Below are 26421 nucleotides of genomic sequence, written 5' to 3' on the forward strand. Positions count from 1 at the left end.
TTTTTTAGCCGTCTATTCGATAGAATTTGCTAGATTTATAAAATTTAATTAGATTCAAGAGTAAAATTTTAGTAATACCGGCGATAGGTATGGCAAAAAATATCCCAATAATTCCAAATAAACTGCCACAAGCAAAAATCGAGAATATAATCCAAAGAGGATGCAACCCTATTTCATCACCGATAATTTTAGGGGTTAAAATATAAGACTCACAAATATTTCCGACCAGATAAATTATCATTATATATAGTAATTTGGAAGTTACGCCAAAAGTTAAATAGCCGATAATTAGAGTTAAAAGAAACGATATAAAAGTACCAAGGAAAGGAATAATAACTAAAAACCCTGTTAAAATTCCAAGTAAAAGAGCGAGATCAATACCTATTATGGTAAATGCAATACTATAATAAGTAGACAATAATAAGCAAATATTTAGCTGGCCTCTTATGTAAGCAGATAACAAATTATTAATTGCCGATAATATTTCAAGGATTTTCGGTCTAGTTCCTATAGGTAATAATGATTTCATGTTTGCAATAATTTTAGCCCAATCACGTAGGAAATAGAATAATATTATAGGTATAAGTAAAAATAAAACAAATATGTTAATAGTGATAATAGTATAACGCCAAAAATTATTAGCAATACTGCCAAGTACAGTAAATATACTATTTATAAAATTGCTTAAAGAATTCTTGATTTTATCGGCAATATCCGGTTCTATCGAATAAATTTTTGCCATTATAGGAGGTAATATTTCTGCCTGTAAATAATTTTTATATTTTGGAATATTATTTATAAAAGTAAAAATTTGTCCATAAATTATCGGCACTAAAATAGTAAGTGCTATAAAAAATATGCTCAAAAATATCAGATAAATTATACTCGATGCAAATTTATTTGATATTTTAAATTCTGATGCAATAAAATCAATAGCAGGCTGTAGTAAGTAAGATATTATAAACGCGATAAAAAATGGTTTTACGGCGTCTGAAATTAGCATAAAACCGCTTATAAAAAGCCCTAAAAAAACTAGCCAAAATATAGCGATTCTATTCATATTATTCTTCCAATTTTCTATACGAAGATCAACTTCAAAAAGAGCTAGGAGTTCACAAGGCGAGGACCGAAGCGTATACTTAATACGTGAGAACAGAAATTCTTGTAGAACGACAACGCCAATTTTTGAAGTTGTTCGAGTATTAAGGCTTTTTAACTACTTGTACGGTAGCAGGGCGAAGTAGCCTATCCCTAATCTTATATCCTGATTGCATTAAAGTAATAATGCTATTCGGTGCACACTCTGTATTATCTATCTGCGAAATTGCATTATGTAAATTATAGTCAAACATCGATCCTATTTCCGGTTTTATTTCTTCAATATTATGCTTATGAAATATTTTATCTAGCTCATCTTTAGTCATCTGAACACCGGCTATAATATTTGTGACTTCTATATCAGGATTTGCCGGTTTGTGTGCTAATGCTCTTGAAAGATTATCACTAACATTTAGTAGCTCTTTAGCAAATGTAGCAATCGCATAATCTTTTGCTTCGTCACGTGCTTTTTCTAAACGCTTTCTTGTGTTATCTATTTCGGCAGTAGTTCTAATTAGCCTGTCTTTTAGCTCTTCAATTTGTGCTTTTAAGCTTGCTATTTCTTCATTATCAACTACTTGAGCTTCTATAGTAGGGCTAATTTCTTCTTCATTACGGCTCTCTATATTATCATTTGTCATATTATTTACTTTTTATGTTCTTTTTTGAGTTATATATAGATATAATAAAATTTTTTTCAATGGTAAATTAATATTATGAGACACTCAGGAAGAAAAAGCAACCAATTACGTCCTATTTCATTAGAATTATCACCGCTTGTTAATACAGAAGACTCTTGCCTTATTAAAATCGGTAATACACATGTCATGTGTAGTGCTACTTGCGAAACTACCGTGCCTCCGTTTTTACGTGGGCAAAATCAAGGCTGGATTACTGCTGAGTACGGTATGCTCCCCGGCTCTACATCCCAGCGTATTAAAAGAGAAGCGGCGCTTGGAAAACAAGGCGGAAGAACTCAAGAGATACAGCGTTTAATAGCGAGAAGCATGCGATGCATAATTGACCTAAAAAAACTTGGTGAAAGACAAATTATTATAGATTGTGACGTTATTAATGCTGATGGCGGTACTAGAACGGCAGCAATAACAGGGAGCTACGTAGCATTGCACTTAGCTATTAGATCATTGATGAAAAAGAGAATTTTAAAAGTAAACCCATTAATTAGTCAAATTGCAGCTACTTCTTGTGGTATATATAAAGGTGAGGCGATACTAGATTTGGATTATTTAGAAGATAGTGATGCGGAAGTGGATAGTAATTTTGTGTTTGCAGGTAACGGTAATTTAATCGAAGTACAAGGTACGGCAGAGAAAGAATCTTTTTCTGAGGAACAATTTTTAGCAATGTTAAAGCTTGCTAAAGGCGGAGCTGCGGAATTATTTAAACTACAAAATCAAGTGCTGCTCAGGTCTTAGAAAGTGGCTACGTGGATTAGTTTTTCCGTCATTGCGAGGAAAAATTGAAAATTTTGACGTAGCAATCTCAGGATATTTGACGAGACTGCCATGCTCTCTACGTTCGCTCGCAATGACGATTAGGTATTCACGCAACAACGCAATGTAGAAATAACATATTTATTAAGCGTATGGACGGCCGCCCCCCGTATTGCAGCTTAGCATGAATAGTCTATAATCCTCAAACAGTAATAAGAGAGAATTATAGTTAAGGAGTTATGACAAGAATATATGTTAAGTGTAGATCAAGAATAGATGTTAAGTGTAGATATTATAACGACACAGAAAAAGTAGTAAAGGCGGGATATTCAATTTCAAAACAACAGAGATATCAATGCAAGCAGTGTAATCGATATTTTTAACTGTAATATATTAATAATGCCTCTAAGCCTGGAGTCAAGGCTCAGATAGTAGATATGTCAATCAATGGCTCTGGAGTTAGGGATACAGTAAGAGTATTAAAAGTGGGTATCAATACGGTTATCCGTGTTTTAAAAAAATCTAGCGTTAAAAAAGATAAATCATTCTATCAATACGATAGAAGTAATTATTGCTCCTGAAATAGATGAACAATGGCCTTATGTACAGAATAAATCCAAACAAAGATGGCTTTGATATTCTTTGGATAAGATTTTGTTAAAAGTAGTTGCTTATACTTTTGGTACAAGATGTGATAGCACATCAGAATCATTACTGAAAAAAACTGGAGGATTTTAAGGTTACTTTTTACTTTACAGATGGATGGGGAAGTTATGCTAGGTTATTAGATCCCAAAAAACACATTGTTAGTAAAAAATATACTCAACGGATAGAACGGGGTAACTTAAATCTTAGAACAAGATGCAAAAGACTGACACGTAAAACAATTTGTTTTTCCAAGTCATTGGATATTCATGATAAAGTCATCGGAACTCTTATTGAACGTATAGCCTTTTAATATCCACATCTGTAAAATGGAGGCATGCCTTATAATTTTTGGAGCTTACCCTTTATAATATTTTCTATTGTCATAAATAAAAATTCCATAATTAATTATTTATGACTTGTTAATAGTGTTTTTTCACTTTTATATCTTTATGATACTGTCCTGTATATACTGAAGAATTCTTTAAAAAGCAGAAAAGTAAAATTTCAAGATATAATAGCTTTGGTTTTATGGGGTAGCTATTTTATATTACAGACCATAGCTTCATATAAAGCAGTATTTGAAATAATTTTTTGTCCTTTCAAATGGAGCAAAGCTAACCATGGCGTTAGCTTAGAGGATTTTGAGAAAGAATAGACATCTCGTATGACAATCTTATAAAGAAGAATTTGAAAAAAAAAGAGGTTCATTAAAAAAATTTTTATCCTTTCCCCTTGAACTAATAAAAATAAAATATATATAGTTATGTACATTTGAAGATTTAATAATTGGAGGTTAAAATGTCTTTTAAACCATTACATGATAGAATTGCAATAAAGCCTATCGAACAAGAAGAAAAAACTAAAGGCGGAATTATTATTCCTGATACCGCGAAAGAAAAGCCGATTCAAGGTATCGTCACCGCTGTAGGCACAGGTACTCGTAATGAAAAAGGTGAAGTTTATCCTTTAGAGTTAAAGGTGGGTGACAAAGTTTTATACGGTAAGTGGGCAGGTACCGAAATTGAAATTAAAGGCGAAAAACTAATCGTTATGAAAGAAAATGATGTTCTAGGTTCTATAAAAGAAAATTAAATTAATCTATTTTTGTTATTTTTTTTGCTGTAAATCATAAGATTTTTTTTGAAATATTAATAACTATCACATCAAAAATCTTATCAATTTTCGCTAAAAAATATTTAAAAATATAAATAATTTAATTTTCTGCATAGAACCTCGATACAATTAATTAATTATTTATTTGTAAAAGGAGAAATTAAATATGGCAACAAAACTTATTAAACACGGCTCAAAAGCTCGTGAGCAAATGCTAGAAGGCATTGATATACTTGCAGATGCAGTAAAAGTTACTTTAGGTCCAAAAGGCAGAAATGTACTTATCGAACAATCATTCGGCGCGCCAAAAATTACCAAAGACGGTGTTACAGTTGCAAAATCGATTGAGTTAAAAGATAAAATTAGAAATTCAGGAGCGCAATTATTAAAATCAGCTGCTACAAAAGCTGCAGAAGTAGCTGGTGACGGTACTACTACAGCTACGGTACTTGCTAGAGCTTTGGCTCGTGAGGGTAATAAGCTAGTAGCAGCGGGCTATAATCCTATGGATTTAAAGCGTGGTATGGATTTAGCGGTAAATGCAGTAGTAGAAGAAATAAAAAAATCTAGTAAAAAAATCAATAGCCAAGAGGAAATCGCGCAGGTCGGTACTATATCTTCAAACGGCGATAAGGAAATCGGTGAGAAAATTGCTAAGGCAATGGAGGAAGTCGGTAAAGAAGGCGTGATAACTGTTGAAGAAGCAAAGAATTTTAGCTTTGAGGTTGAAGTAGTTAAAGGTATGATGTTTGATAGAGGTTATCTATCACCGTATTTTGTAACAAATTCCGAGAAGATGGTTGCTGAGCTTGAAAACCCTTACATCTTATTATTTGAGAAAAAATTATCAAATTTACAACCAATGTTACCTATACTTGAGGCTGTAGTACGATCACAACACCCATTATTAATTATCGCTGAGGATGTTGAGGGCGAAGCTCTTACAGCGCTTGTAGTCAATAAATTACGTGGTGGTTTAAAAGTTGCAGCGGTAAAAGCCCCTGGTTTTGGTGATAGAAGAAAAGCAATGATGGAAGATATTGCTATCCTAACTAAAGGTGAGCTTATTACTGAAGATTTAGATATGAAGCTTGAAAATGTTAGCATTGAGAGTTTAGGTAGGGCAAAAAGAGTAACCATTTCTAAAGAAAATACCGTAATTGTTGACGGTAGCGGTGATAAGGAAGATATTGAAGATAGAGTGCTACAAATTAAATCTCAAATAACTAAAACTACTTCTGATTATGATAAAGAAAAACTACAAGAGCGTTTAGCTAAGCTTTCCGGTGGTGTTGCCGTGTTAAAGGTTGGTGGTGCTACAGAAGTTGAAGTAAAAGAGCGTAAAGATCGTGTTGAAGATGCTTTAGCTGCTACAAGGGCTGCAGTTGAAGAAGGTGTTGTTGCCGGTGGTGGTGTAACATTACTTCATGCCTCACAAACTTTAACAACGCTTAAAATAGAAAATAAGGATCAACAAGCAGGTATTGAAATAGTAATAGAGGCTTTAAAAGACCCTCTAAAACAAATCGTTGAGAATGCAGGTGAAAACGGTGGTGTAGTAGTTGGTAAATTACTAGAACATAAGGATAAAAATTTCGGTTTTAATGCTCAAGATATGCAATATGTTGATATGATTAAAGCAGGAATTATTGATCCGGCTAAAGTAGTACGTACTGCACTTCAAGATGCTGCTTCCGTTGCTTCATTAATTATTACTACGGAAACTTTAATTGTTGATGAAACTGATGATAATGAAGATGCTAGACCAATGCGTGGTGGTATGGGAGGCATGGGCGGTATGGACTTCTAAGTCTATATCTCCATAAGATAGGTTATACAATAGGTCTAATAAACCGGTTTTGTTGCATGACTCAAAAAAGCATACGATGTCATACCGTGGCCCCGCCATAGTATCTAGAAAAACAACTTAAAATACTAATAATTTCAGTATTTTTTCCTGGATCCCGTGAATAAATCACGGGATGACAATGGCAAAATCAAGTCATGTAACAAAGCTTAAAAGTTATACAAATAGTACTATTAAAGCGATTCTTCGCTTAAAAATAAATTCTTTAATAAAACTCTTTCACAAAAAATAAAATATAGAATGCCATGTAATTATTTCAATAAATGATTACAAATATTTTTTTAATTAATTATAATAGCTCAACCTTTGGTATTAATCCTATAGTGAAGTATATTGAATTAGGTGAGATTCATAAGAAATATTTTAATTTTGTAGCAAAAAAGAGTTTAAGCGGTTTTATGCCTTAATTATTAAGAATAGATTTTTTGTTGAAGCTCTAGACAAGGTTAATCTATAATGTATATACTAAGATAGAACTTGAAAAATTGGCTGCGTCGTTCTACAAGATCTGTGGTACTGAACGTTTAAGTATACGTTGCGTTCCTTGCCTTGTGAGCTCCTTGTTCTTTTCCAAGTTGATCTACGTACCTATTCTTTATTTACCTGAGGTATATATTCATTTAATTTAAAAAATTAGTAATAAAAGTTTCTAGCTTTTGGTTGGTTAAACTACGCTAACTAAAATTAATAAGATTTTAGAAAAATTACTATTCTTATTTAAAAAAATCTTATAATTTATACAGTTAAGAAAGACTAAAATAAGATAATTTATATTTTATAGTGAACTGATCCTCACGCTGTAGCACGTTGCTCGTCGTCTTGCCTATTAATATATAGGCTCTACCCCCTCACTCCTATCACAAAATGGGTCTGAGTTCACTATACATGTAAAACTTAAAAAAATAGAGTTCTAAAAGAAATCTAATTAATATGAATTTAGATTCTGTGAGCATTTCTAAAATAATATAATTATAGTTCTTTTTTTTGCTGCAAGTTATAAGATTTTTTTGAAATATGAATAACTATTCCTACAAAAATCTTATTAACTTTCGCTAAAAAATAACTCAAAATGTAAGTTAATTTAAAATGTTCACAGAACCTAGAATAAAAGATACAAATAATAGGGTAGGTAGTGCGAAGCTCGCCACAATCTCAATTTTTCCTATTAATATCAACCAAAGCTGAGTTTTATTAATATTTCTAAAAATAGCAAATAAATTAGAAATATTAACAAAACTTAATAAATTTATTGCTTTAATTGGTATTCAGTTATTCGTAAGTATAACTATTAACTGAATTAGTATAAATTAAGGAGGTAGTTTTGCTCCAAAGGGTTATTAAACATTTAAATCATAATTTATCTAAACATGATATTACTGCTCAAATAACAGGTAGGATCAAACATCCAATATCAATTTTATATAAATTATATCGTAAAGGTATAAAGTTAGAAGAATTAACAGATATTTTTGCGATAAGAATAGTGGTAATAGATGAAGAGAAGTGTTATAAAGCTTTAAAAGTAGTTCATAATCTTTATGAGTATGAAAAGGATAAATTCAAAAATTATATTCTTAATCCTAAACCAAACGGCTATCAATCCTTGCATACTATTATTGCAACTGAGGAAAATTATAAAATAGAAATACAAATACGTGATCATAATATGCATTATCATGCAGAGAGCGGTGAGGCTGCACACTGGAAATATAAAAATAGTTTTTAGACTCTGTGAACATATTCTAATTGATTTTTTATTTTAACTCTCTTCTTCTGCAAATTATAAGATTTTTTTAAAATATAAGTAACTACTTCTTCAAAAATTCTATTAATTTCGCTAAAAAATATCTCAAAATAAAAAATCAATTAGAATATGTTCACAGAAGCCTAGCTAAAATAATAGGAGTGTTGAAATATGATTCTTTTCGGTAATTTTGTCGTTAAAATTTGTCTGTGCTCCTCGCGTACGCTTAAGTGCTCGCCTGCATTTTGTCTAAAAATTCCTCAAAAATAATTTATATTTCAACACTCCCATAATGCGAGTAGCAAATTATTGTATAACCCACTATTCGTATTAAAATATTATAGACTTCTTGTATAACTTGCTTCTAAGGGTAATTTGTGAGTCGAACCGGTACTCGTATCCTCACGTACTAAAGTGTACGCTGTGGTGCTGCGTTCCGTGTCTCCTACAAATTCCTCCTTATTAGCTGTGTTACGCAAGAAGTCTAATATAAAAGGTGAAAGGCGACTTCCATCTTAAGTAAATGTAAATGTATGCTATATAACAATTGAGCAATACAAGTAAAGCTGAATTTTTATTTTGCATTATTTTGAAGTTTTAAAAAGAAATTCCGTAAACCGACTTTTTGAAATATTTCTTTTTGTTCCGAAGGGAAATGTTGCTTGATAAAATTAGTGCAAACATTTAATAGTTGTTGTTCTACGGTACGTATTTCTAAATAAGCTGCTATGAGCAAGAAACTTTCTATAGTTTCTTCTACTGTTCCTAAAGCCTTTTCCGGAGATTTAGCATTTATAGTTTGTAAATTATGCAGACGATCAAATACTTTAATAAGTGCGATATCATATCTTTGTTCTTGGATTAATAAATTTAACATTTCACCTGAGCTAATTTTACCGTACGGCTTAATTCTTGTTAAACGTTCTACGTTATCGGCAATATTCTTATCAAAAATTTTACTAATATCAGCATGCGTAAGTATTGTATCCTCTATAGTATCATGAAGAAGAGCAACATTTATCATATATGATTTGTAAAGTTTAGGAGCTTCGAGAGCCGTAAAATCTGCAAGCATGATTGCAACTTCTATAGGGTGAGAATAGTACAGCTCCCCTGATTGACGCATTTGAGAAGCGTGATATTTACGGGTATAATAAAGACCTTTTTCAATTTCTGTTATATCTACAGGTGAGTCTACTATAGTATTCAAATATTTAATTCGATCAATTAATTTTTTACTATAATCACAAATCTCAAATTTTTTCTGCCAAGTATCAATTTCTTCCATAAATCCACTAATTTTTTATAAACATGTACATTATCAGTATAAAATATTTTTATAAGAAAATTAATAAGATTTTAGAAAGATAGAATATTTATTTTTTAAAACTTATCAATAATCGATAGTTAAGCACAAATAAATTATAAGTCGTCAGTATTATATCTAAATTTTTAAATCTAATCGTACTCCTGTGATTTTTTTACATAGCTATATAAAGTAAATATTAATTTTTATTAATATAAATAATATGACTAAAAAACTAGTTGATAACCAAATAGCTCCTAATAAATCAGAGTATGATAGAAAATCTCTGCATTCTTCAGTTACTATTAACAGTAAGGAAGATTATGATAAAGCACCTATTGAAGTAAAGCGTGGTGCAGAAACTTCACCTAAGACAATGGCTATGGTTTGTGAAGATCTAGAGGGTCGCCCCCCCGTATTGCAGCTTAGCATGAATAGTCTATAATCCTCAAACAGTAATAAGAGAGAATTATAGTTAAGGAGTTATGACAAGAATATATGTTAAGTGTAGATCAAGAATAGATGTTAAGTGTAGATATTATAACGACACAGAAAAAGTAGTAAAGGCGGGATATTCAATTTCAAAACAACAGAGATATCAATGCAAGCAGTGTAATCGATATTTTTAACTGTAATATATTAATAATGCCTCTAAGCCTGGAGTCAAGGCTCAGATAGTAGATATGTCAATCAATGGCTCTGGAGTTAGGGATACAGTAAGAGTATTAAAAGTGGGTATCAATACGGTTATCCGTGTTTTAAAAAAATCTAGCGTTAAAAAAGATAAATCATTCTATCAATACGATAGAAGTAATTATTGCTCCTGAAATAGATGAACAATGGCCTTATGTACAGAATAAATCCAAACAAAGATGGCTTTGATATTCTTTGGATAAGATTTTGTTAAAAGTAGTTGCTTATACTTTTGGTACAAGATGTGATAGCACATCAGAATCATTACTGAAAAAAACTGGAGGATTTTAAGGTTACTTTTTACTTTACAGATGGATGGGGAAGTTATGCTAGGTTATTAGATCCCAAAAAACACATTGTTAGTAAAAAATATACTCAACGGATAGAACGGGGTAACTTAAATCTTAGAACAAGATGCAAAAGACTGACACGTAAAACAATTTGTTTTTCCAAGTCATTGGATATTCATGATAAAGTCATCGGAACTCTTATTGAACGTATAGCCTTTTAATATCCACATCTGTAAAATGGAGGTGCGACCGAGGAATGCTAGATTTTGCAAAACATTATGGTTTCCGCTTAAGAGTGTGTAGACCTTATCAAGCAAAAACCAAGAGCAAGGTTGAGCGATTTAATAGATATCTCAGAGAAAGCTTTTATAACCCATTAGTGACAAAATTAAAAACAGCAGAGCTAGTGTTGGATGTGGATACTGCAAATTCAGAGGTGCTAAAATGGCTGCGAGATATAGCGAATATGCGTGTGCATGGCACCACAGGTGAAATACCTGTAAAAAGATTAAAGTCTGAGAGGAGTACTCCTCAACCACTACCATTGGATTATAGCGGTAGTCATCCTGCGGTATTAGAGATTATGGAAGGTAAAGAAGAACGATTTTCTACAGTTTCTTTGCAGCATTCCCTATGCGTATACTAGATATATTGGAGGCATTATGAACCTGCAGCACCAACGTATAGCAGAGATGTGCCACTCATTAAATCTTGTTCAGGTAGCTGAAAATTATTTTGATATCGCACAGTCCTTCTAGTAAAGAAGACTCAAGTTATACGGATTTCCTTGAGTCAATATTAAAAACAGAGTTGTTGGCGCGACAAAATAGGAGTAAATCAATACTCACAAGAATGGCAGACTTTCCTGCTATAAAAACGCTGGATGATTTTGACTATGATTTTGCTACAGGAGTCAAACGCAAGGTTCTGGAAAATCTAAGTTCCCTATCTTTTGTAGAAAGACAAGAAAACATTATTTTGCTTGATCCTTCTGGAGTAGGAAAAACACATATAGCTATTGCCCTTGGTTATGCAGCTACGCAATGTGGAATCAAGACTAAATTTATAACAGCTGCGGATTTAATGCTCGTACTTAATGCAGGACTAAATCAGGGAAATCTAGGCGCTATACTTAAAAAAGTCATCCTTCCATACAAATTACTCATAGTAGACGAATTTGGGTATCTGCCATTAAAACAGGAACAAGCTAATCCATTATTTCAGGTTATAGCAAAGCGTTATGAGAAAGATAGTATAATTCTTACAAGTAATCTTCCATTTGGACAATGGCACAATAATCTTGCTCAGGATAGTGCTCCTACAGCTGCTATCTTAGATCGTCTGCTCCATCATTCCACGATACTCAATATTAAAGGGGATAGTTTCAGACTTAGAAATAAAAAGAAAGCTGGTCTTGTATCAATAGAGGTGATTAATAAACAGGAGGATAATCTTATGACTTAAATATCAAATGATTTCTTATTATACTGTATCAATTTTCAAACAGTATATATTAAAATTATGTATCATTTTTCGACCGCTGTTGACAATGAGGCAATCCAAAAAAATAATTAAAAAATATTATTAGTATTTTTTACTGGATTGCTTCATCAATTTACTATTATAAGTTTCCTTATAATGACGAAAAACAAGCCATAAAAGCAATGTTTATAGAGTAGACGGAACTTAGTTGAGTGATGGAAAAATCGAAGCGTAGCAAAATGCTTAAATTCTCACATTATTACCTACTCAAAGCTTTCAAGCCTTCCCTTAAGCCGTCTTTTATAAATGAAATTTTAGCTTGTTTGCCGTCTGCGGTAATTAGTTCTACATAATTATCATTAGATAAAATCATATCTAAATCGTCTTTTGTAATAACAGCCAAAGCCTGACAGCCATTTATTGTACAATCAACATATTTCCCGGCTGCTATTAGTTTGTCACCGCTATTAATAACAGTCCCTGCCGGAATTTGAACATTTGATGGAACTATTTCGATTATCTTTAATTTCTTCTCTTCTTGTTCCTGATTAAAGTATCCTATATGATAAATGGCTAATATTCCCCTCTCTTTATCTTTCTCTAGATTATTAATTTGTTGTGATAAGAAGCAAAATTGTTTTTTCTTATTATTAAGAGTACAGTTTAAAGTCCAAGCTCCGTACTTTTTTGGTGCCGTTGATGCGTCGACGTTTTCCATGCTATACAAAACAAAAGTGCCGGTTATTATAAATAACCCGCTAAAAATAAAAGCAATTTTTTTTATACAATCTTTCATATAATTTCTAGCCTTTTTAAAATATTTTCTTTTCCTAGAATTTCTGCAATCTCAAACACGCTAGGTGAAGCCGTCATGCCGGTTATTAAAGCTCTAATCGGTTTCATAAGCTCATTCAGCTTTAAGCTGTTTGCTGCTGCTATCTCTTTAAATTTATTTTGCACGGATTCCTTATCAAACTGCTCAAGCTTGTTTAAACCTTCTACAACTTGCTTGATTAATTCCTTATCGCAATTTTCTATAATTTCCTTTGCATCTTCTTCATAAGTAATAGGAGAATCTACGAGATAAATCCCGGCAAGTCGTGCTAGATCAAGGAATGTTTCACTTCTAACTAACAAGCTTTGCATCGCTTGCTTTATATAACCCACTTCTTCCTCGCTAACCTTATAATCTTGCTTCAATATTTCTACAGTTTTTGAAGTTAAGCTATCATTATCAAGTATTCTTAAGTAATGAGCGTTAAGGCTACTCATTTTAGCAAAATCAAGCTTAGAAGGTGATTTACCGAGCGAATCAAGATTAAACCATTCTATAGCCTGATTTACTGTGATAATTTCATCGTCGCCGTGACTCCAACCAAGACGCAATAAATAATTACACAAACTTTCCGGTAAATACCCCATATCTTTATAAGCCTCAACGCCCAAAGCTCCGTGCCTTTTGGATAATTTTGCCCCGTCTGCTCCATGAATTAGAGGTATATGAGTCATGCTTGGTACTTCATAGCCGAAAGCCTGATAAATAGCGATTTGTCTTGCTGCGTTGGTTAAATGATCATCACCTCTAATAATATGAGTTATGCCCATATCATGATCGTCTACTACAACGGCTAGCATATAAGTAGCAGAGCCGTCTGCTCGGAGTAGTACCATATCGTCTATATGCGAGTTTTTAATCACTACATCGCCTTGTAAGGTGTCATGAATTGTTGTACTACCTTCATGAGAGATTTTCAAGCGTATTACCGGTTTTATATCATTCGGGTAGGTAGATGGATCTTTGTCACGCCACTCGCTATTAAAAATAAAATGCTGTTTATTTTCTAAAGCTTCTTGTCGCTGTTTTTCTATTTCTTCTTGGCTAGTAAAGCAATAATATGCTTTGCTCTCTGCAAGTAGTTTTAATGCCGCTTCCTTGTAAAGATCATTACGTTTGGACTGAAATATAACTTCCTCGCCCCAGTTTAAGCCTAGCCATTTTAGTCCTGAAAATATGGCTTCTACTGCTGCTTTAGTTGATCTTTCTTTATCCGTGTCTTCAATGCGAAGCAAAAACTTACCGTTATTATGCCTTGCAAATAAATAGTTAAATAAAGCGGTTCTTGCCGAACCTATATGTAAAAACCCTGTCGGTGACGGAGCAAATCTAGTAATTACGCTAGTCATTATATTGTTTTTTTAAATGTATACTCAGAACTTTGTCATACCGTGGCTTGGCCACGGTATCCAGAAAAACAATTTGCAATGTACGCTGTTTGGATATCTTTACTGGATCCCGCGATCAAGTCGCGAGATGACATTAAAAGATACTGGGCACCGAATGCGTTTTTCTCCCCAAACACATAAAATAATTCACATCTATATTATCGCTTAATTTCCACTCATTCTTAGCCATATCATATACCAAACCTTTCAGCTCTTTAATTTCAACATCGGTATCCATAAGAATTTCATATATTTCTGACGGTTTCAGAAATTTATTACAATCATGAGTATTTTTCGGTACCCAGCCTAAAATATATTCAGCTGCTATTATACCAAGCAAATATGCTTTTTTAGTGCGGTTAATCGTAGAGATTATTGCTATACCGTTTGGCTTAATATGTTTCACTAGATTCAGTATAAATTGCTGCACGTTTTCTACATGCTCAATAACCTCAAGACAAATTACCACATCATATAGCCTATCGCTTTTTAATTCTTCTATAGTAGATTGTAAATAATTTATCTTTATACTGTTTTCCTTAGCATAAGCGGTTGCCGTTTCAATATTGCCTTGCAAGGCATCAATAGCCGTAACGTTAAACCCTTGAGCCGCTAGAGGCGTTGCAATCAACCCTCCACCGCAACCGACGTCAATGATTTCTAAATTAGAAATATTATTGTAATGAGATGTTATTTTCTCTATTATATATTCAAGGCGAATAGGGTTTATGCGGTGTAAGATACCGAATTCCCCGTCTTTATTCCACCAATTATGAGAAATTTTCTCAAATTTTTCTAATTCTTTTTTATCGATTGAAGACATAATTTTTATAATATATAGATGCTTCTTATAATACTAGCCTTAATTTTAATTAGCTGCATATTTGCTCCCCTTGGCTGTATTGCATTATGGAAACGTTATATATATTTCGGCGATGGGCTTGCTCATAGTAGTTTTTTAGCAGCTAGCATTAGTATCATAGCACATTTCCCGCTAATATATTCAGGATTAATCGTTGCAATTCTTTTTTCTCTTTTTGTGTTTATCTTTAAAAATAATTCTGAAAAAAATGTAGTTATCAATTTAATCTCTAGCTTTATGCTGGCTGTTGCTTTAGTTATCAATTATTTTACTTCTTCACAGAATAATATAGTAAATTTACTGTTTGGAGATATTTTATCCGTATCTTTTAATGATTTAATTATACTAGGGATAGTACTAGTAACCATTATAAGCTTTTTAGTATATTTTTATAACCAAATTCTCCTTATCATTATCAATAGGGATATTGCAGTCATAAAAGGCTTAAAGGTTAATATTATTGAGCTAATATTCTTACTTCTTCTCTCATTGTCCGTATTTTCTGCTATAAAGATTGTCGGAGCACTTATGGTCACCGCTATTTTACTTATTCCAGCAATGATTGCACGATTTATAGCATACGCCCCCTCTCAGATGATTATAATATCAGTTCTTATTTCTTTATTTATTAATTTTTGTGCCGCACTTATCTCTTTCTATTTTGACCTACCTTTAACTCCAATTGTCATTATAATAGGGGTATTTATCTATAGTTTGTTGTATTTAAAGCAATTATTATGAACAAAAATGAATTTACTGAATATGTCAAAGAAATGTTAGAACCATATTATTCAGTAACCGTTCGTCCAATGTTTGGTGGATATGGTATATATAAGGGTGGTGTTATGATAGGAATTATTATGAGCAATGAATTATATTTTAAGTCAGATCCAAGCACTTATGAATATTTTCAATCTTTCGGTTCTGAGCCATTTGTATATCAAAGTAAAGGTAAACTTGTAACTCTATCATATTGGAAGGTGTTACCTGAAATTATGGAAGATCAAGAGTTATTAGGCAAGTGGTTTAAATTAGCTTTAAATGCTGCTATCAATAATATACCTCTTGCATAACTTGCTTCTAAAGGTAATTTGTACGTCAATCCGGTACTCGAATCCTCACGTACTAATGTGTACGCTGCGGTTCTGCGTTCTATGTTTTCTTCAAATTTCTCTTTATTGGCTGCGTTATGCAAGAGGTCTAATCAAAAGAAAAATAAATGTAATCCCCGTGGCTTGACCAGCGTTATTGTGTGGGTCGGTTTTTCCGTCTTTGCGAGAAGAATTACTCAGTAATGCGACGAAGCAATCCAGTTAAAAATGCTAATTTACAGCATTTTTATTATTTTTCCTAGATTGCCACACAGCCTACGGTTGCGGTCTTATTGCATGACTCAAAAAACCTACTCTATGTCATCCTCGCGTAGGCGGGGATCCAAAAAAAAGCGAGATAAATTGAGCTTTCAATTTTGAAAACCTATTGTGTATAACCTTTAAATTACTGAATTCCCGCTTTCGCGGGAATGACATAAACGAGCTATGCAACAACGCCTACGGCCGCTCGCAATGACGACTCGGGTATCCATGCAACGACATCGGTCAAGCCACGGGGTGACACTAGTGGTTTTTCAGCATTTCAAGATAGTCTATCTTACCGTTTGCAAGCAGAGGTATTTCTGAATCGATAATAATTACTCTCGGTAAATGTAGTAAAGAAATTTGAGCTTTAGATACGACATCTGCAAAGTTTTCACTATTTACACCGGAGCCGGTAGTAAATAAAATAATCTTTTCCCCGTGTGTTTTGTCGGGGACAGAAATAGCAGCATGCAGAGAGTCAGGGTCAATTTCACTTGCAAGCTCTTCAATTTTTGTAAGAGGTATCATTTCCCCCGCTATTTTAGCAAAGCGTTTCAAACGTCCTAAAATTGTTATATATCCTTCAGAATCGATTTTGACTATATCGCCTGTGTCGTACCATTCTTTATAAGTATGGTGACCTTCTAAGTCCAAGTAACCAAGCATGATATTAGGACCTTTAATGAATAAACGGCCTCCTTCATTTATTCCCTCTACTTTCTCAAGTTTATAATCAATTTTCGGTAATAATCTTCCGACTGTGCCTGCTTTATTATGCATAGGGGTATTACAAGCTATAATAGGTGCGGCTTCTGTAATCCCATATTCTTCAAAAATACGTATACCGTATTTATTAAGCCAAAATTGTCTTGTAGATTCTTTTAATTTTTCGCTACCGGCAAATATATAGCGTAATGAGTAAAAATCATATGGGTGAGCGTAATTAGCATAACCGTTTAAAAAAGTATCTGTAGAAATTAATATAGTTGCTCCGACATCATATATAATTTCAGGAATACTGCGATAATTTAGCGGAGAGGGGTATAGAAACAGCTTAATACCGTTTAAAGTTGTAATAATTGCACCTCCAAGACCGAAACAATGAAATAAAGGTAAGGAGTTAAATACTATATCTTCAGGGCTAAAAGGTACTTTAGCAGTTATTTGATATCTATTAGTTTGTAAATTTCTGTGAGATAGTAATACGGCTTTAGGTTCACCTTCAGTACCTGAAGTAAAAATTATTACGGCCGGTTTTTTGTCATCACGATTACGACAAAAATAATTGTAATAAGTTTGTGCAAAATAACTTCCTATTTTTGCTTTTAGTTTCAAAGCTGTACTAATCTGATTGTTAAAATCCTCTAAATATATTATTTTAATACCGAAATCTAATAAGTTAGTTATTAATTCATGTAAATTTGCTTTCTCGATAAATTGTTTTGAAGTGTAAATTACTTTAATTTGTGCAAGTTTACAGCAGTTAATAATAGTACCTATGCCGCTACTCCAATTAATTATAGCAGGAACATAACCGATAGATTGCATAGCATAAAAAGCAATTAACGTATTCGTGGTATTAGGTAACATTAAGCCTAAATTTCTGCCAAAGATGTTGTTCGTTTTGATTAAATCACCTAGAATAAAAGATTTTAATATTAAATCTCGATAAGTAACCGCATTATTTTCAAAATCATCAACTATTTTTTTCTTAAACCCATGAATTTTAGCAGCTTCTATAAGAGATGAGAATAAAGTATTTTTATAGTCCGAACTTTCAAACACCATCTCAGCCATGATATCATAAAGAGTTCTGGCTATATAACTGCGTCGCTCTTGATTACTTGCGGCATCCATATTAGCAAATTTTACCGGCGGTAAAATGGTTATAGTAATTTTAGGAAATATTTTTCTTTTTAATATATTTTTTAATTTTGATAAATGAGTAAATTGAGTTCCATCTATTCTAACTGGTAAAACGGTAGCACCGGCTTTATCGGCAATCATTCCCGGACCTTCGTAAATTTTCATTAAAGAGCCGGTAACGCTTATTCTACCTTCAGGAAAGATAGCTACTTTCTGGTCTCTTTGTACTTCTTTTACTAAAGTCTTTATTGCCATTGGATTACTTGGATCAACCGGCAAAGTTTTTGCCATACGTAAAAACGGCTTAATCCACCATATTTTTTGTATATCGGGACTAATTGCAAAAGTCATTTCTTCCTTTAGGTAAGTAGCGATTAGGGGAGGGTCAAGATATGAAATATGATTAGCAACAACAACTACTTTTTTACCTGCTTTTTGAAAATTTTCAAGTCCTTTAACTTCAACCTTATACATAAGATCAAAACAGATTTGGAATATTTTTCGCAATAGTTTAAACGGAATAATTTTAACCTCAGGTATTAAGCGATAAATATATATAGTGACAACTATATTAGCTAGGCTAATAAATAATATAATCCAAGGTATAGTGAAATTTAGATAAAATAATAGAGATAGAATAATTGTTGATCCCACCATGAAAATGGAATTTATAAGATTGTTAACAGCAATAATTCGGCTACGATGAGCAGGGTTTGCGTAATGCTGTAATATTGCAAAAAGGGGAACGATATATAATCCACCTATTGCTGCTAAGAAAAATAAATCGATAACTATTCGCCAATTATGCCTTTTAGACAAAAATACCAAAATACTTTTTAACTGAGTAGGTTCGGAGTTAACTGAACTAATTCTACTTGCAAAGAATAAATCGATACCGAAAATACTAATACCTAGTGCCGAAATAAATAGATATTTAACGGTAATTTCATCTTCAAATATTTTGCTACATAAAAACGACCCGACACCAACACCAAGGGAGAAAACCGCTAAAAATAAGTTAGCAACATTCTCATCGGCTTTAAAAGTTATCTTAGCAAGTAAAGGTATTTGTGAAATTATAGCAGCTCCGATAAACCAAAACCATGAAATACCAAGTATAGCTAAATATATCTGTTTTTTCGCCTTAGCATATTTAATCATATTTATGCTTTCATCTATGATATTAAAATTTATTTTAATATCACGATTTGCATTTTTAGATTTTGGTGTAAAAAGGCTTGTAATGAAGCCGAGAAAGGCGATGGTAATTAAGGAGTAAATTATAAAATTATTGCTGATTGTATAATAGCTACCAATTATAGTACCGATAAAAATACTAATAAAAGTTCCGGCTTCAACAAAGCCGTTAGCTCCAAGTAGTTCATCTTTATTTAGATGATCGGGTAATACGCTATATTTGATCGGACCAAAAAAAGTGGAATGTATACCCATTAAGCAAATAGAACAAAACAAAATTAGCAGATTATTATGATGAAATCCATAAATTGCAAAGGCAATTATACCGATTTCACAAATCTTGATAATTTTAATAAGATTTGCACGTTCGTATTTATCAGCAATTTGTCCTGCTATACTTGCGAATATTATAAAAGGTAATACAAAAGTAGCATTAGCAATTAAAACTAGTAGATTATTATATTTACTTAAAGAACCGGCAACACCATAAGTTATAAGGATTACTAGAGCATTTTTTAATATATTATCGTTAAGACAACCGCCTAATTGTATTATAAAATTTGGTAAGAATCGCCTATCTTTGAAAAGATATAATTTGTTTGTGTCCATGATATAAAATATTTTAAATGTCAATTTTTTTAGATTCAAAACGTCATTGCGAGAAAAAATTGAAAATTTTGACGAAGCAATCTCAGGATGCTTGACAAGATTGCCACGTCGGGACTATGTCCCTACTCGCAATGACGGTTAAGGTATCTACGCAACAAAACCTAAACTATCCAAATTTTAGCAATTTATATTAATATGTTAAATTGCTACGGATAAATACTTTTTAATGAGGATTATTTAAATCTTCATAATAATCACACATTGCTTCTCTATTAGCAGGAATATCATTATTAGATTCTCCTGTGTCTTGTTTGGGAATAAAAAGAGAAAAAATTTTACTGATTTTAATTATTACTTCATGTAAGCTCATACTTTATTACCCTAAAGATTATTTATCTATTACAGTATCAATTTTTTCTTCATTAGTTTTTTTTGTCAAGTTCTTCCTTCTTTGTAAATTCCTTTTTAAAGCAGTTGATAAATTATTAAATTTAGCTGCCGGTTTGGCTTTTTTCGGTTTTTCTTTAGTATCTTCGGTAGACGACATAAATAATTATCTTTTCACATTAGCATTAATATATTATATTATGGGTATTTTGAAAATAAAACTATAAATATCTATGAATCAAAGTAATATAATCTCTCCTGAGCTACTGGATGAAAGAAAAAATATTGCAAGGCAAGGGGGTGGTGAAGCTAGGATCAACGCACAACATCAAAAAGGTAAATTAACCGCACGAGAGCGGATAGAAGTATTATTAGATCCGAATAGCTTTACCGAAACAGGTATGTTTGTAGCACATAGATGCGATAATTTCAGGATGCAGGATAAAAAGTTTCTGGGTGACGGCGTTGTAACGGGACACGGTACGATAAACGGTAGGTTGGTATTTATTTATAGCCAAGATTTTACCGTACTCGGGGGCTCTCTCGGCGAATATCATGCTAAGAAAATCTGCGATATTATCGATCAAGCTATAGCAACCGGTGCTCCCGTAATCGGTATTAACGACTCAGGGGGAGCAAGAATTCAAGAAGGGGTTGACGCTCTCGCCGGATATGGTGAATTATTTCAGCGTAATGTTTTAGCTTCTGGTGTTATCCCGCAAATTACTTTAATTATGGGACCTTGTGCCGGCGGTGCGGTATATTCTCCTGCCTTAACCGATTTTATATTTATGGTTAAGAATAGTTCTTATATGTTTGTAACCGGTCCTGATGTAGTAAAAACCGTTACCGGTGAAGAAGTAAGCCAAGAAAAACTAGGTGGTGCTAGGATGCATACTACTAAAAGCGGTGTTGCCGATCTTGCATTCAACAATGATATAGAAGCATTGCTCGAAATTCGTAAGTTCTTTAATTTCTTGCCGTCATCCAATCGTAGTCCTCTTCCCGTTCGTTCGACTGTTGATCCTGCCGATAGAGTCGATATGTCTCTTAGTACGTTAATACCTAACACTCCTAATAAGCCTTATGATATGAAAGAGCTTGTTGAGCGTATAGTTGATGAGGGGGAATTTTTTGAATTACAACCTGATTTTGCTAAGAATATCATTATTGGCTTTGGCTATATGGAAGGCTATCCGGTAGGTTTTGTTGCTAATCAGCCTTTGCATTTAGCAGGATGTTTAGATATAAACGCCTCAAGAAAAGCAGCAAGATTTATTAGATTTTGTGACGCTTTTAATATTCCTATAGTAAGCCTTGTTGATGTACCTGGATTCTTACCCGGTACATCTCAAGAGCATGATGGTATTATTAAGCACGGTGCTAAGCTCTTATATGCTTATGCGGAAGCTACGGTACCAAAAATTACCGTAATTACCCGTAAGGCTTATGGAGGTGCTTACATAGTTATGAATTCTAAGCATCTTAGAGGTGATATAAATTATGCTTGGTTTAATTCTGAAATCGCCGTTATGGGTGCAGAGGGGGCGGCCGAAATAATATTTAAGGAAGAATGTAAAGACCCTGAAGCTAAAAAACAAAAAATCGATGAATATAGAAAAGTAGTAACTTCACCTTTTGTTGCGGCATCTAGGGGATATTTGGATGATATTATAAGACCGCAAAATACTAGATGGAGAATATGTAAAGCGTTAAATTTCTTGCGTACTAAAAAAGTAGAATTACCTTGGAAGAAACATGATAATTTGCCGCTTTAGCTGTCATCCCGTGGCTTGACCACGGGATCTCAGAATACAGCCTGTGACACAATACTCCGTGGTCAAACCACGGGATGACATTAGGATACAAAAAACTATGACTAAATCATTATTTGATAAAATTTTAATTGCTAACCGTAGCGAAATCGCCGTTAGGATAATACGCACCTTAAAAAATATGGGTATAAAGTCGGTTGCTGTGTACTCGGAAGCCGATACCAATTCAATGTATGTACAACATGCGGATGAAGCTTACTATATAGGTGATTCCCCTGCAACAGAAAGTTATTTGTCTATTAAAAATATTATTTCGGCGATTCGCGAAAGTGGAGCAAGTGCAGTACATCCAGGATACGGTTTTTTATCGGAAAATCCGAATTTTGCCAATATTCTCAAAAGAGAAGGAGTAGTTTTAATAGGTCCTAGTGCTACAACCATTAAGAAAATGGGTGATAAAATCGAAGCAAAGAAAATTGCAATAGAGGCGGGCGTTAGTACAGTTCCCGGTTATATGGGAGCTATAAATGACATTAAACAAGCGATAGATATTGCGAAAGAAATAGGCTTCCCGGTAATAGTGAAAGCCGCCGCCGGTGGTGGCGGGCGTGGTATGAGAGTGGTGAATAATCCCGCTGAAATGGCAAATGCCTTTGAATCGGCAAAGCTTGAAGCAGGGAATAGTTTTAGTGATGATAGATTATTTATTGAGAAATTGATTCAGACGCCCCGGCATATCGAAATTCAGCTGCTTGCCGATCAGTATGGTAATAGCGTATGTCTTGGAGAGCGTGAATGTTCTATACAACGTCATCATCAAAAGGTGATTGAAGAAGCACCTAGCTCCGTTATCACCGAAGATATAAGACAAGAAATGTATCGGCAGGTAATCTCTTTATCTCAAAAAGTTGGATATTATTCGGCAGGTACAGTTGAGTTCATAGTAGACAATGATAAAAATTTCTATTTTTTAGAAATGAATACAAGACTGCAAGTTGAGCATCCTGTTACCGAATTAATTTCCGGCGTAGATATCGTTGAAGAGATGATAAAAATTGCTGCAGGTAGAGAATTATCATTTACCCAAGATGACGTAAAATTAAAAGGATGGGCATTTGAGTCACGAATTTGTGCTGAGAATCCAAGTCGAGGTTTCTTGCCGTCTAGCGGTAGAATTACTGCTTATTCCGAACCTGCAAAGAGTCCTAATATCCGGATAGATACAGGTATCGGGCTTGGCGGTGAAGTAAGTATGTTTTATGATTCGATGATTGCAAAATTATGTACTTACGGTGAAACGCGAGAAGAGGCAATCGAGGTCATGCGTTCTGCTTTAAGCTCGTATATCATTAACGGTATTTCTCATAATATCAGTTTCTTAGAAGCAGTAATGCTGCATCCTCGCTTTGTTAGCGGTAATATTTCTACTGCTTTTATCCAAGAAGAATATCCGGATGGTTTTTCAGGGGCAAGTCTAACTTCAGAAGTAACTACCGTATTTTTAGCAACGTCTATTTTTATTTATATATCGGAACAAAGACGGGCTTCTTTAATTTCCGGTAATATTAACAATCAGGCTAACAAAATAGGTACAAGGTGGGTGGTAACTATTGATGATAAACTATTTCCCGTCTTAATTACACCTGTTGAAAACGGCTATAATATACGTCACGAAAGCGACCGAATATATATTCGTAGTAACTGGAATTTAGGTAATGAACTTTTTACAGCTATAATTAATGGCAAAAAGACAAATGTGAAAATTGAGAATATCAGAACCGGTTATCTATTATCACATGCAGGTATTAGCGTAAAAGCATTTGTACGCTCTCCCCGTATATCCGAACTTGAAGCATTGATGGTCTCAAAAGTAGTGGTAGAAGAAAACCCCGAACTTGTAGCGCCTCTAAGTGGTCAAATTGTTGCGATAAAGGTAAAAGAAGGACAGCAAGTAATAGCAGGACAAGAAATTATGGTTTTAACTGCTATGAAAATGGAAAATCTACTTCTTGCCGAAAGAGACGGAAAAATAGCCAAGATTTTTGTAAATGAAAAGGATAATGTTGTAAGAGGACAGATATTATTGGAGTTTGCTTGATATACTATCATATCGCCATTGCGAGCGGGTATTGTCGCGTGGCTCTAAAAACGCACCGGGTGTCATTCCTACGAAAGCGGGAACCCAGAAAAAAAGTATAAATATAGTAAATTTTTAAAATTAAAAGCTCGATTCATCTCGCTTTATGATAAATTCCTGCTTTCGCAGGAATGACATAAGTGTTCACGCAACAACGCTTTCTCGCAATGAGGGAAAAGCCTACCCATGCAACTATAGAAAGCAGTTTACTATATTCATTTATTCAGATATCTCCATATTAATTAAGTCAAAACTTTGTCCAATACATAAAATATTAAAGTTAGTTTCTTCCTCGAGGATATATATTCAATTAAGTTAAAATTTTTCTCAATATATGAAATCGTTGATTTGTCTACCTTATCAGACATTTCCATAGCTTTAAAATGATACTCTCCTAAATAATATTGTGCCTCTTGATAATAATTAGAGCTTTTAAGTATTTTACTATACATTTCTATAGCTTTAGGGCATTTATCTAGATTGTAAAAAGAACTACCGCAATTAAATAAAGCACTTTTATAAAGTGAGTGGTTATTAGGGATCTGGCTATAATATTTTATAGCTTCTATAAATTTTTCTTGTTTAAAGTAACACTTTCCTATATTAAACAGAGCATAAGGATAAGATTTACTACTTTTACCTATTTTGCCGTAAACTTCTATAGCTTCTTTATACCTACCAGTCTTAAAATGACTACTTCCTTTCGTAAGATGTGGATTAGACATATTCCCTCTATATGATAATTAGATTTTTTATAAAAATATATATTACCATTAAATGGGATAACCATGTTTCGTGGTAATATATGTGTATCCAATAAATGTGCAAGAGGTCCTCTATTTTATTTTTATAATTTGAATTTAAAAAAATTATAGCAGAGACAGTATTTTTTTCTTTTCAGCTGTAAATTTTAAGCTTTGTCGCGAATGTGTCTTTCTTATTATTGGTCTTGTCGCGTGGCTCTAAAAACGCACTGGGTGTCATACCATGGCTTGACTACAATATCCATAAAAACAACTTAAAATACTATAATGTTGTGTTTTTAACTGGATTTCCGCTTTCGCGAGAATGACATAAGAGTCATGAAACAAAGTAATCTTATTGCAGAAATCAAATTGAGCTAACCTTCAAACCCAGAGTTAAATATATTTTTTGTATTTTTTATATCATCGCCTAGAGAAGTTTGATTTTCATCGAGCTTATTAAGCTCCTCAAGAGAAAAAGTATTGAATATACCTGATTGAGAAGGGGTATGCTCTAATCTAGAATCTATTTTATTGGTTTAGGTGCTTCATCTATAGTTTTAAATTTATGGTCAGAAACATAACCCTCGTCATCTACTACAATATATGTATTTATTTGAGTTTTTCTCCCGCTAGAATAATCTTCTAATAGTGCGTTAATTTCTACAAAATTTTGTAAATCTTGCTTTAGTTGCTTTTTGAATTTAGAGAATTGTTACTCTATTTGTTCCGGTGATAAATTCCTATATCCGTCATAATTTGATGAGATACTGGTTAGTGATATTTTATCTAATATTTTTTGAGTATTAGTATTGTTAGCTTTTTTACACAATGTAGAAATCTCAGTGATTTTAGTTAGTTGAGACGATACATCACTATTTAAGTTATCTCTTTCCCATCCTTTGACATTATAGTCAGCACCGTGTTCGAGTAAATATTTAACTACTGAGACGTGTCTATGTTCCGATGCAAGCATTAAAGGTGACTCATTATCAGTATCGTTAATTTTTGCTCCTGCATTTAATAATAGTTTAATTCCGTCTAGATTGCCTTCTGTAGCTACTACTGACATAGCAGCATTTGTATCAGCTTTTTTAGAGATAAGACACTTTACAACTTCTTTTTTACTTTTTAAATTAATTGCGGTACTTAACGGTGTGTTAGAATAATATTCAGTATTAACATCAAAACCATATATTTCAACAAATTTTTTAATTACTTCAAGTTTGTCTTCGTTTATTGCTTTAAAAAAGATTTGCTTGCGAAGATTAGTTGCATTTTGACCGGCTTGCTTTGCTTCCTCTAAGGTTATGTTTAAATAAGTTACTCCTTTTATTGAAAGATAATATGTAATATCTGTTTTGTGAGGTTCTGCCAAACCGGCGGCAAGGCTTAGTAGATTAGAACCAAAATAAGTAGCATTAACATCGGGTCCTGCCCCCGTATTGCAGCTTAGCATGAATAGTATATAATCCTCAAACAGTAATAAGAGAGAATTATAGTTAAGGAGTTATGGCAAGAATAGATGTTAAGTGTAGATCAAGAATAGATGTTAAGTGTAGATATTAT

28 protein-coding genes and 2 pseudogenes are annotated in these 26421 nt (G+C 33.1%); 18 read left to right on the forward strand and 12 right to left on the reverse strand.

Annotated elements, in window-relative coordinates:
• Positions 1–4: 4 nt before the first annotated feature.
• Positions 5–1060, reverse strand: a complete 1056-nt coding sequence (locus tag AAGD46_RS02320; RefSeq protein ID WP_341787608.1) for an AI-2E family transporter — start codon at positions 1058–1060, stop codon at positions 5–7.
• Positions 1061–1202: 142 nt separating this feature from the next.
• On the reverse strand, positions 1203–1739 hold the full coding sequence (gene grpE / locus AAGD46_RS02325; protein WP_341787609.1) for a nucleotide exchange factor GrpE: 537 nt from the start codon (positions 1737–1739) through the stop codon (positions 1203–1205).
• Between the two features lie 75 nt (positions 1740–1814).
• On the opposite strand from grpE, the gene rph reads away from it, so the two are divergent.
• From rph to AAGD46_RS02355, 8 genes are all read left to right on the forward strand, one after another.
• Complete coding sequence (gene rph / locus AAGD46_RS02330) at positions 1815–2534, forward strand: ribonuclease PH (RefSeq protein WP_341787610.1); 720 nt, start codon at positions 1815–1817, stop codon at positions 2532–2534.
• 455 nt (positions 2535–2989) lie between these two features.
• Entirely contained in the window at positions 2990–3133 is a 144-nt protein-coding gene (locus AAGD46_RS08695) for an IS1-like element transposase (RefSeq protein ID WP_341786690.1), read from the forward strand.
• Position 3134: 1 nt separating this feature from the next.
• Positions 3135–3188: a hypothetical protein gene (locus AAGD46_RS08700; protein ID WP_410525954.1), complete on the forward strand. Its 54-nt coding sequence runs from the start codon at positions 3135–3137 to the stop codon at positions 3186–3188.
• Positions 3189–3276: 88 nt separating this feature from the next.
• Positions 3277–3510, forward strand: coding sequence for an IS1 family transposase (locus AAGD46_RS08705; RefSeq protein WP_410525955.1), 234 nt, complete (start codon positions 3277–3279; stop codon positions 3508–3510).
• A gap of 488 nt (positions 3511–3998) precedes the next feature.
• Positions 3999–4292 (forward strand): co-chaperone GroES, encoded by a 294-nt coding sequence (locus AAGD46_RS02340; protein ID WP_341787611.1) that lies wholly within the window; start codon positions 3999–4001, stop codon positions 4290–4292.
• Between the two features lie 187 nt (positions 4293–4479).
• The gene (gene groL / locus AAGD46_RS02345) at positions 4480–6123 is read left to right on the forward strand and encodes a chaperonin GroEL (RefSeq protein WP_341787612.1); all 1644 of its coding nucleotides are present in this window, start codon (positions 4480–4482) and stop codon (positions 6121–6123) included.
• 320 nt (positions 6124–6443) lie between these two features.
• Entirely contained in the window at positions 6444–6587 is a 144-nt protein-coding gene (locus AAGD46_RS02350) for a hypothetical protein (RefSeq protein ID WP_341787613.1), read from the forward strand.
• A gap of 914 nt (positions 6588–7501) precedes the next feature.
• Positions 7502–7906 (forward strand): bifunctional (p)ppGpp synthetase/guanosine-3',5'-bis(diphosphate) 3'-pyrophosphohydrolase, encoded by a 405-nt coding sequence (locus tag AAGD46_RS02355; RefSeq protein WP_341787614.1) that lies wholly within the window; start codon positions 7502–7504, stop codon positions 7904–7906.
• A gap of 356 nt (positions 7907–8262) precedes the next feature.
• Here the strand turns inward: AAGD46_RS02355 and AAGD46_RS02360 are convergent, their stop codons facing one another.
• Both AAGD46_RS02360 and AAGD46_RS02365 read right to left on the reverse strand, forming a co-directional pair.
• Positions 8263–8403, reverse strand: coding sequence for a palindromic element RPE1 domain-containing protein (locus tag AAGD46_RS02360; RefSeq protein ID WP_341787615.1), 141 nt, complete (start codon positions 8401–8403; stop codon positions 8263–8265).
• 95 nt (positions 8404–8498) lie between these two features.
• The gene (locus tag AAGD46_RS02365; protein ID WP_341787616.1) at positions 8499–9212 is read right to left on the reverse strand and encodes an HD domain-containing protein; all 714 of its coding nucleotides are present in this window, start codon (positions 9210–9212) and stop codon (positions 8499–8501) included.
• Positions 9213–9453: 241 nt separating this feature from the next.
• On the opposite strand from AAGD46_RS02365, the gene AAGD46_RS02370 reads away from it, so the two are divergent.
• The 6 genes and pseudogenes from AAGD46_RS02370 (at position 9454) to istB (ending at position 11677) form a co-directional block, all read left to right on the forward strand.
• Entirely contained in the window at positions 9454–9675 is a 222-nt protein-coding gene (locus AAGD46_RS02370; protein WP_341787617.1) for a hypothetical protein, read from the forward strand.
• Positions 9676–9913: 238 nt separating this feature from the next.
• The gene (locus tag AAGD46_RS08710; RefSeq protein ID WP_341786690.1) at positions 9914–10057 is read left to right on the forward strand and encodes an IS1-like element transposase; all 144 of its coding nucleotides are present in this window, start codon (positions 9914–9916) and stop codon (positions 10055–10057) included.
• Between the two features lies 1 nt (position 10058).
• A complete protein-coding gene (locus AAGD46_RS08715) occupies positions 10059–10112 on the forward strand; it encodes a hypothetical protein (protein WP_410525954.1) in 54 nt (17 codons plus the stop codon).
• Between the two features lie 88 nt (positions 10113–10200).
• Positions 10201–10434 (forward strand): IS1 family transposase, encoded by a 234-nt coding sequence (locus tag AAGD46_RS08720; protein WP_410525955.1) that lies wholly within the window; start codon positions 10201–10203, stop codon positions 10432–10434.
• A gap of 32 nt (positions 10435–10466) precedes the next feature.
• Positions 10467–10757: pseudogene (locus AAGD46_RS02380) on the forward strand (IS21 family transposase); the annotation flags it as partial.
• Positions 10758–10875: 118 nt separating this feature from the next.
• Positions 10876–11677: pseudogene (gene istB / locus AAGD46_RS02385) on the forward strand (IS21-like element helper ATPase IstB).
• A 277-nt stretch (positions 11678–11954) separates the two neighbouring features.
• Here the strand turns inward: istB and AAGD46_RS02390 are convergent.
• The 3 genes from AAGD46_RS02390 to ubiG all read right to left on the reverse strand — a co-directional run bounded on the left by AAGD46_RS02390 (position 11955) and on the right by ubiG (position 14741).
• Positions 11955–12491, reverse strand: coding sequence for an invasion associated locus B family protein (locus tag AAGD46_RS02390; protein WP_341787618.1), 537 nt, complete (start codon positions 12489–12491; stop codon positions 11955–11957).
• Positions 12488–13879, reverse strand: coding sequence for a glutamate--tRNA ligase (gene gltX, locus AAGD46_RS02395; RefSeq protein ID WP_341787619.1), 1392 nt, complete (start codon positions 13877–13879; stop codon positions 12488–12490). The genes AAGD46_RS02390 and gltX overlap by 4 nt, the downstream gene beginning before the upstream one ends.
• 133 nt (positions 13880–14012) lie before the next feature.
• Positions 14013–14741: a bifunctional 2-polyprenyl-6-hydroxyphenol methylase/3-demethylubiquinol 3-O-methyltransferase UbiG gene (ubiG, locus tag AAGD46_RS02400; protein ID WP_341787620.1), complete on the reverse strand. Its 729-nt coding sequence runs from the start codon at positions 14739–14741 to the stop codon at positions 14013–14015.
• 18 nt (positions 14742–14759) lie between these two features.
• Between ubiG and AAGD46_RS02405 the strand changes: the two genes are divergently transcribed.
• Together AAGD46_RS02405 and AAGD46_RS02410 are read left to right on the forward strand one after the other, a co-directional pair.
• Positions 14760–15521: a metal ABC transporter permease gene (locus AAGD46_RS02405; protein ID WP_341787621.1), complete on the forward strand. Its 762-nt coding sequence runs from the start codon at positions 14760–14762 to the stop codon at positions 15519–15521.
• Positions 15518–15853: a TfoX/Sxy family protein gene (locus AAGD46_RS02410; RefSeq protein WP_341787622.1), complete on the forward strand. Its 336-nt coding sequence runs from the start codon at positions 15518–15520 to the stop codon at positions 15851–15853. The genes AAGD46_RS02405 and AAGD46_RS02410 overlap by 4 nt, the downstream gene beginning before the upstream one ends.
• A 543-nt stretch (positions 15854–16396) precedes the next feature.
• Here the strand turns inward: AAGD46_RS02410 and AAGD46_RS02420 are convergent.
• The 3 genes from AAGD46_RS02420 to AAGD46_RS02430 form a co-directional block, all read right to left on the reverse strand.
• Positions 16397–19810 (reverse strand): acyl-[ACP]--phospholipid O-acyltransferase, encoded by a 3414-nt coding sequence (locus tag AAGD46_RS02420; RefSeq protein WP_341787875.1) that lies wholly within the window; start codon positions 19808–19810, stop codon positions 16397–16399.
• Between the two features lie 223 nt (positions 19811–20033).
• On the reverse strand, positions 20034–20180 hold the full coding sequence (locus AAGD46_RS02425) for a hypothetical protein (protein ID WP_341787624.1): 147 nt from the start codon (positions 20178–20180) through the stop codon (positions 20034–20036).
• Between the two features lie 18 nt (positions 20181–20198).
• A complete protein-coding gene (locus tag AAGD46_RS02430; protein WP_341787625.1) occupies positions 20199–20357 on the reverse strand; it encodes a hypothetical protein in 159 nt (52 codons plus the stop codon).
• A gap of 73 nt (positions 20358–20430) precedes the next feature.
• On the opposite strand from AAGD46_RS02430, the gene AAGD46_RS02435 reads away from it, so the two are divergent.
• Positions 20431–21975 carry an acyl-CoA carboxylase subunit beta gene (locus tag AAGD46_RS02435; protein ID WP_341787626.1) on the forward strand — a complete coding sequence of 515 codons (1545 nt, stop codon included), beginning with the start codon at positions 20431–20433 and terminating at the stop codon, positions 21973–21975.
• Positions 21976–22072: 97 nt separating this feature from the next.
• On the forward strand, positions 22073–24070 hold the full coding sequence (locus tag AAGD46_RS02440; protein WP_341787627.1) for an acetyl/propionyl/methylcrotonyl-CoA carboxylase subunit alpha: 1998 nt from the start codon (positions 22073–22075) through the stop codon (positions 24068–24070).
• A gap of 281 nt (positions 24071–24351) precedes the next feature.
• On the opposite strand, the gene AAGD46_RS02445 is transcribed toward AAGD46_RS02440, so the two are convergent.
• The gene (locus AAGD46_RS02445; RefSeq protein ID WP_341787628.1) at positions 24352–24834 is read right to left on the reverse strand and encodes a tetratricopeptide repeat protein; all 483 of its coding nucleotides are present in this window, start codon (positions 24832–24834) and stop codon (positions 24352–24354) included.
• 733 nt (positions 24835–25567) lie between these two features.
• Positions 25568–26311: an ankyrin repeat domain-containing protein gene (locus AAGD46_RS02450; protein WP_341787629.1), complete on the reverse strand. Its 744-nt coding sequence runs from the start codon at positions 26309–26311 to the stop codon at positions 25568–25570.
• Positions 26312–26421: the final 110 nt, after the last annotated feature.

The organism is Rickettsia endosymbiont of Cantharis rufa (genome assembly GCF_964026445.1).
Lineage (GTDB): Bacteria > Pseudomonadota > Alphaproteobacteria > Rickettsiales > Rickettsiaceae > Rickettsia.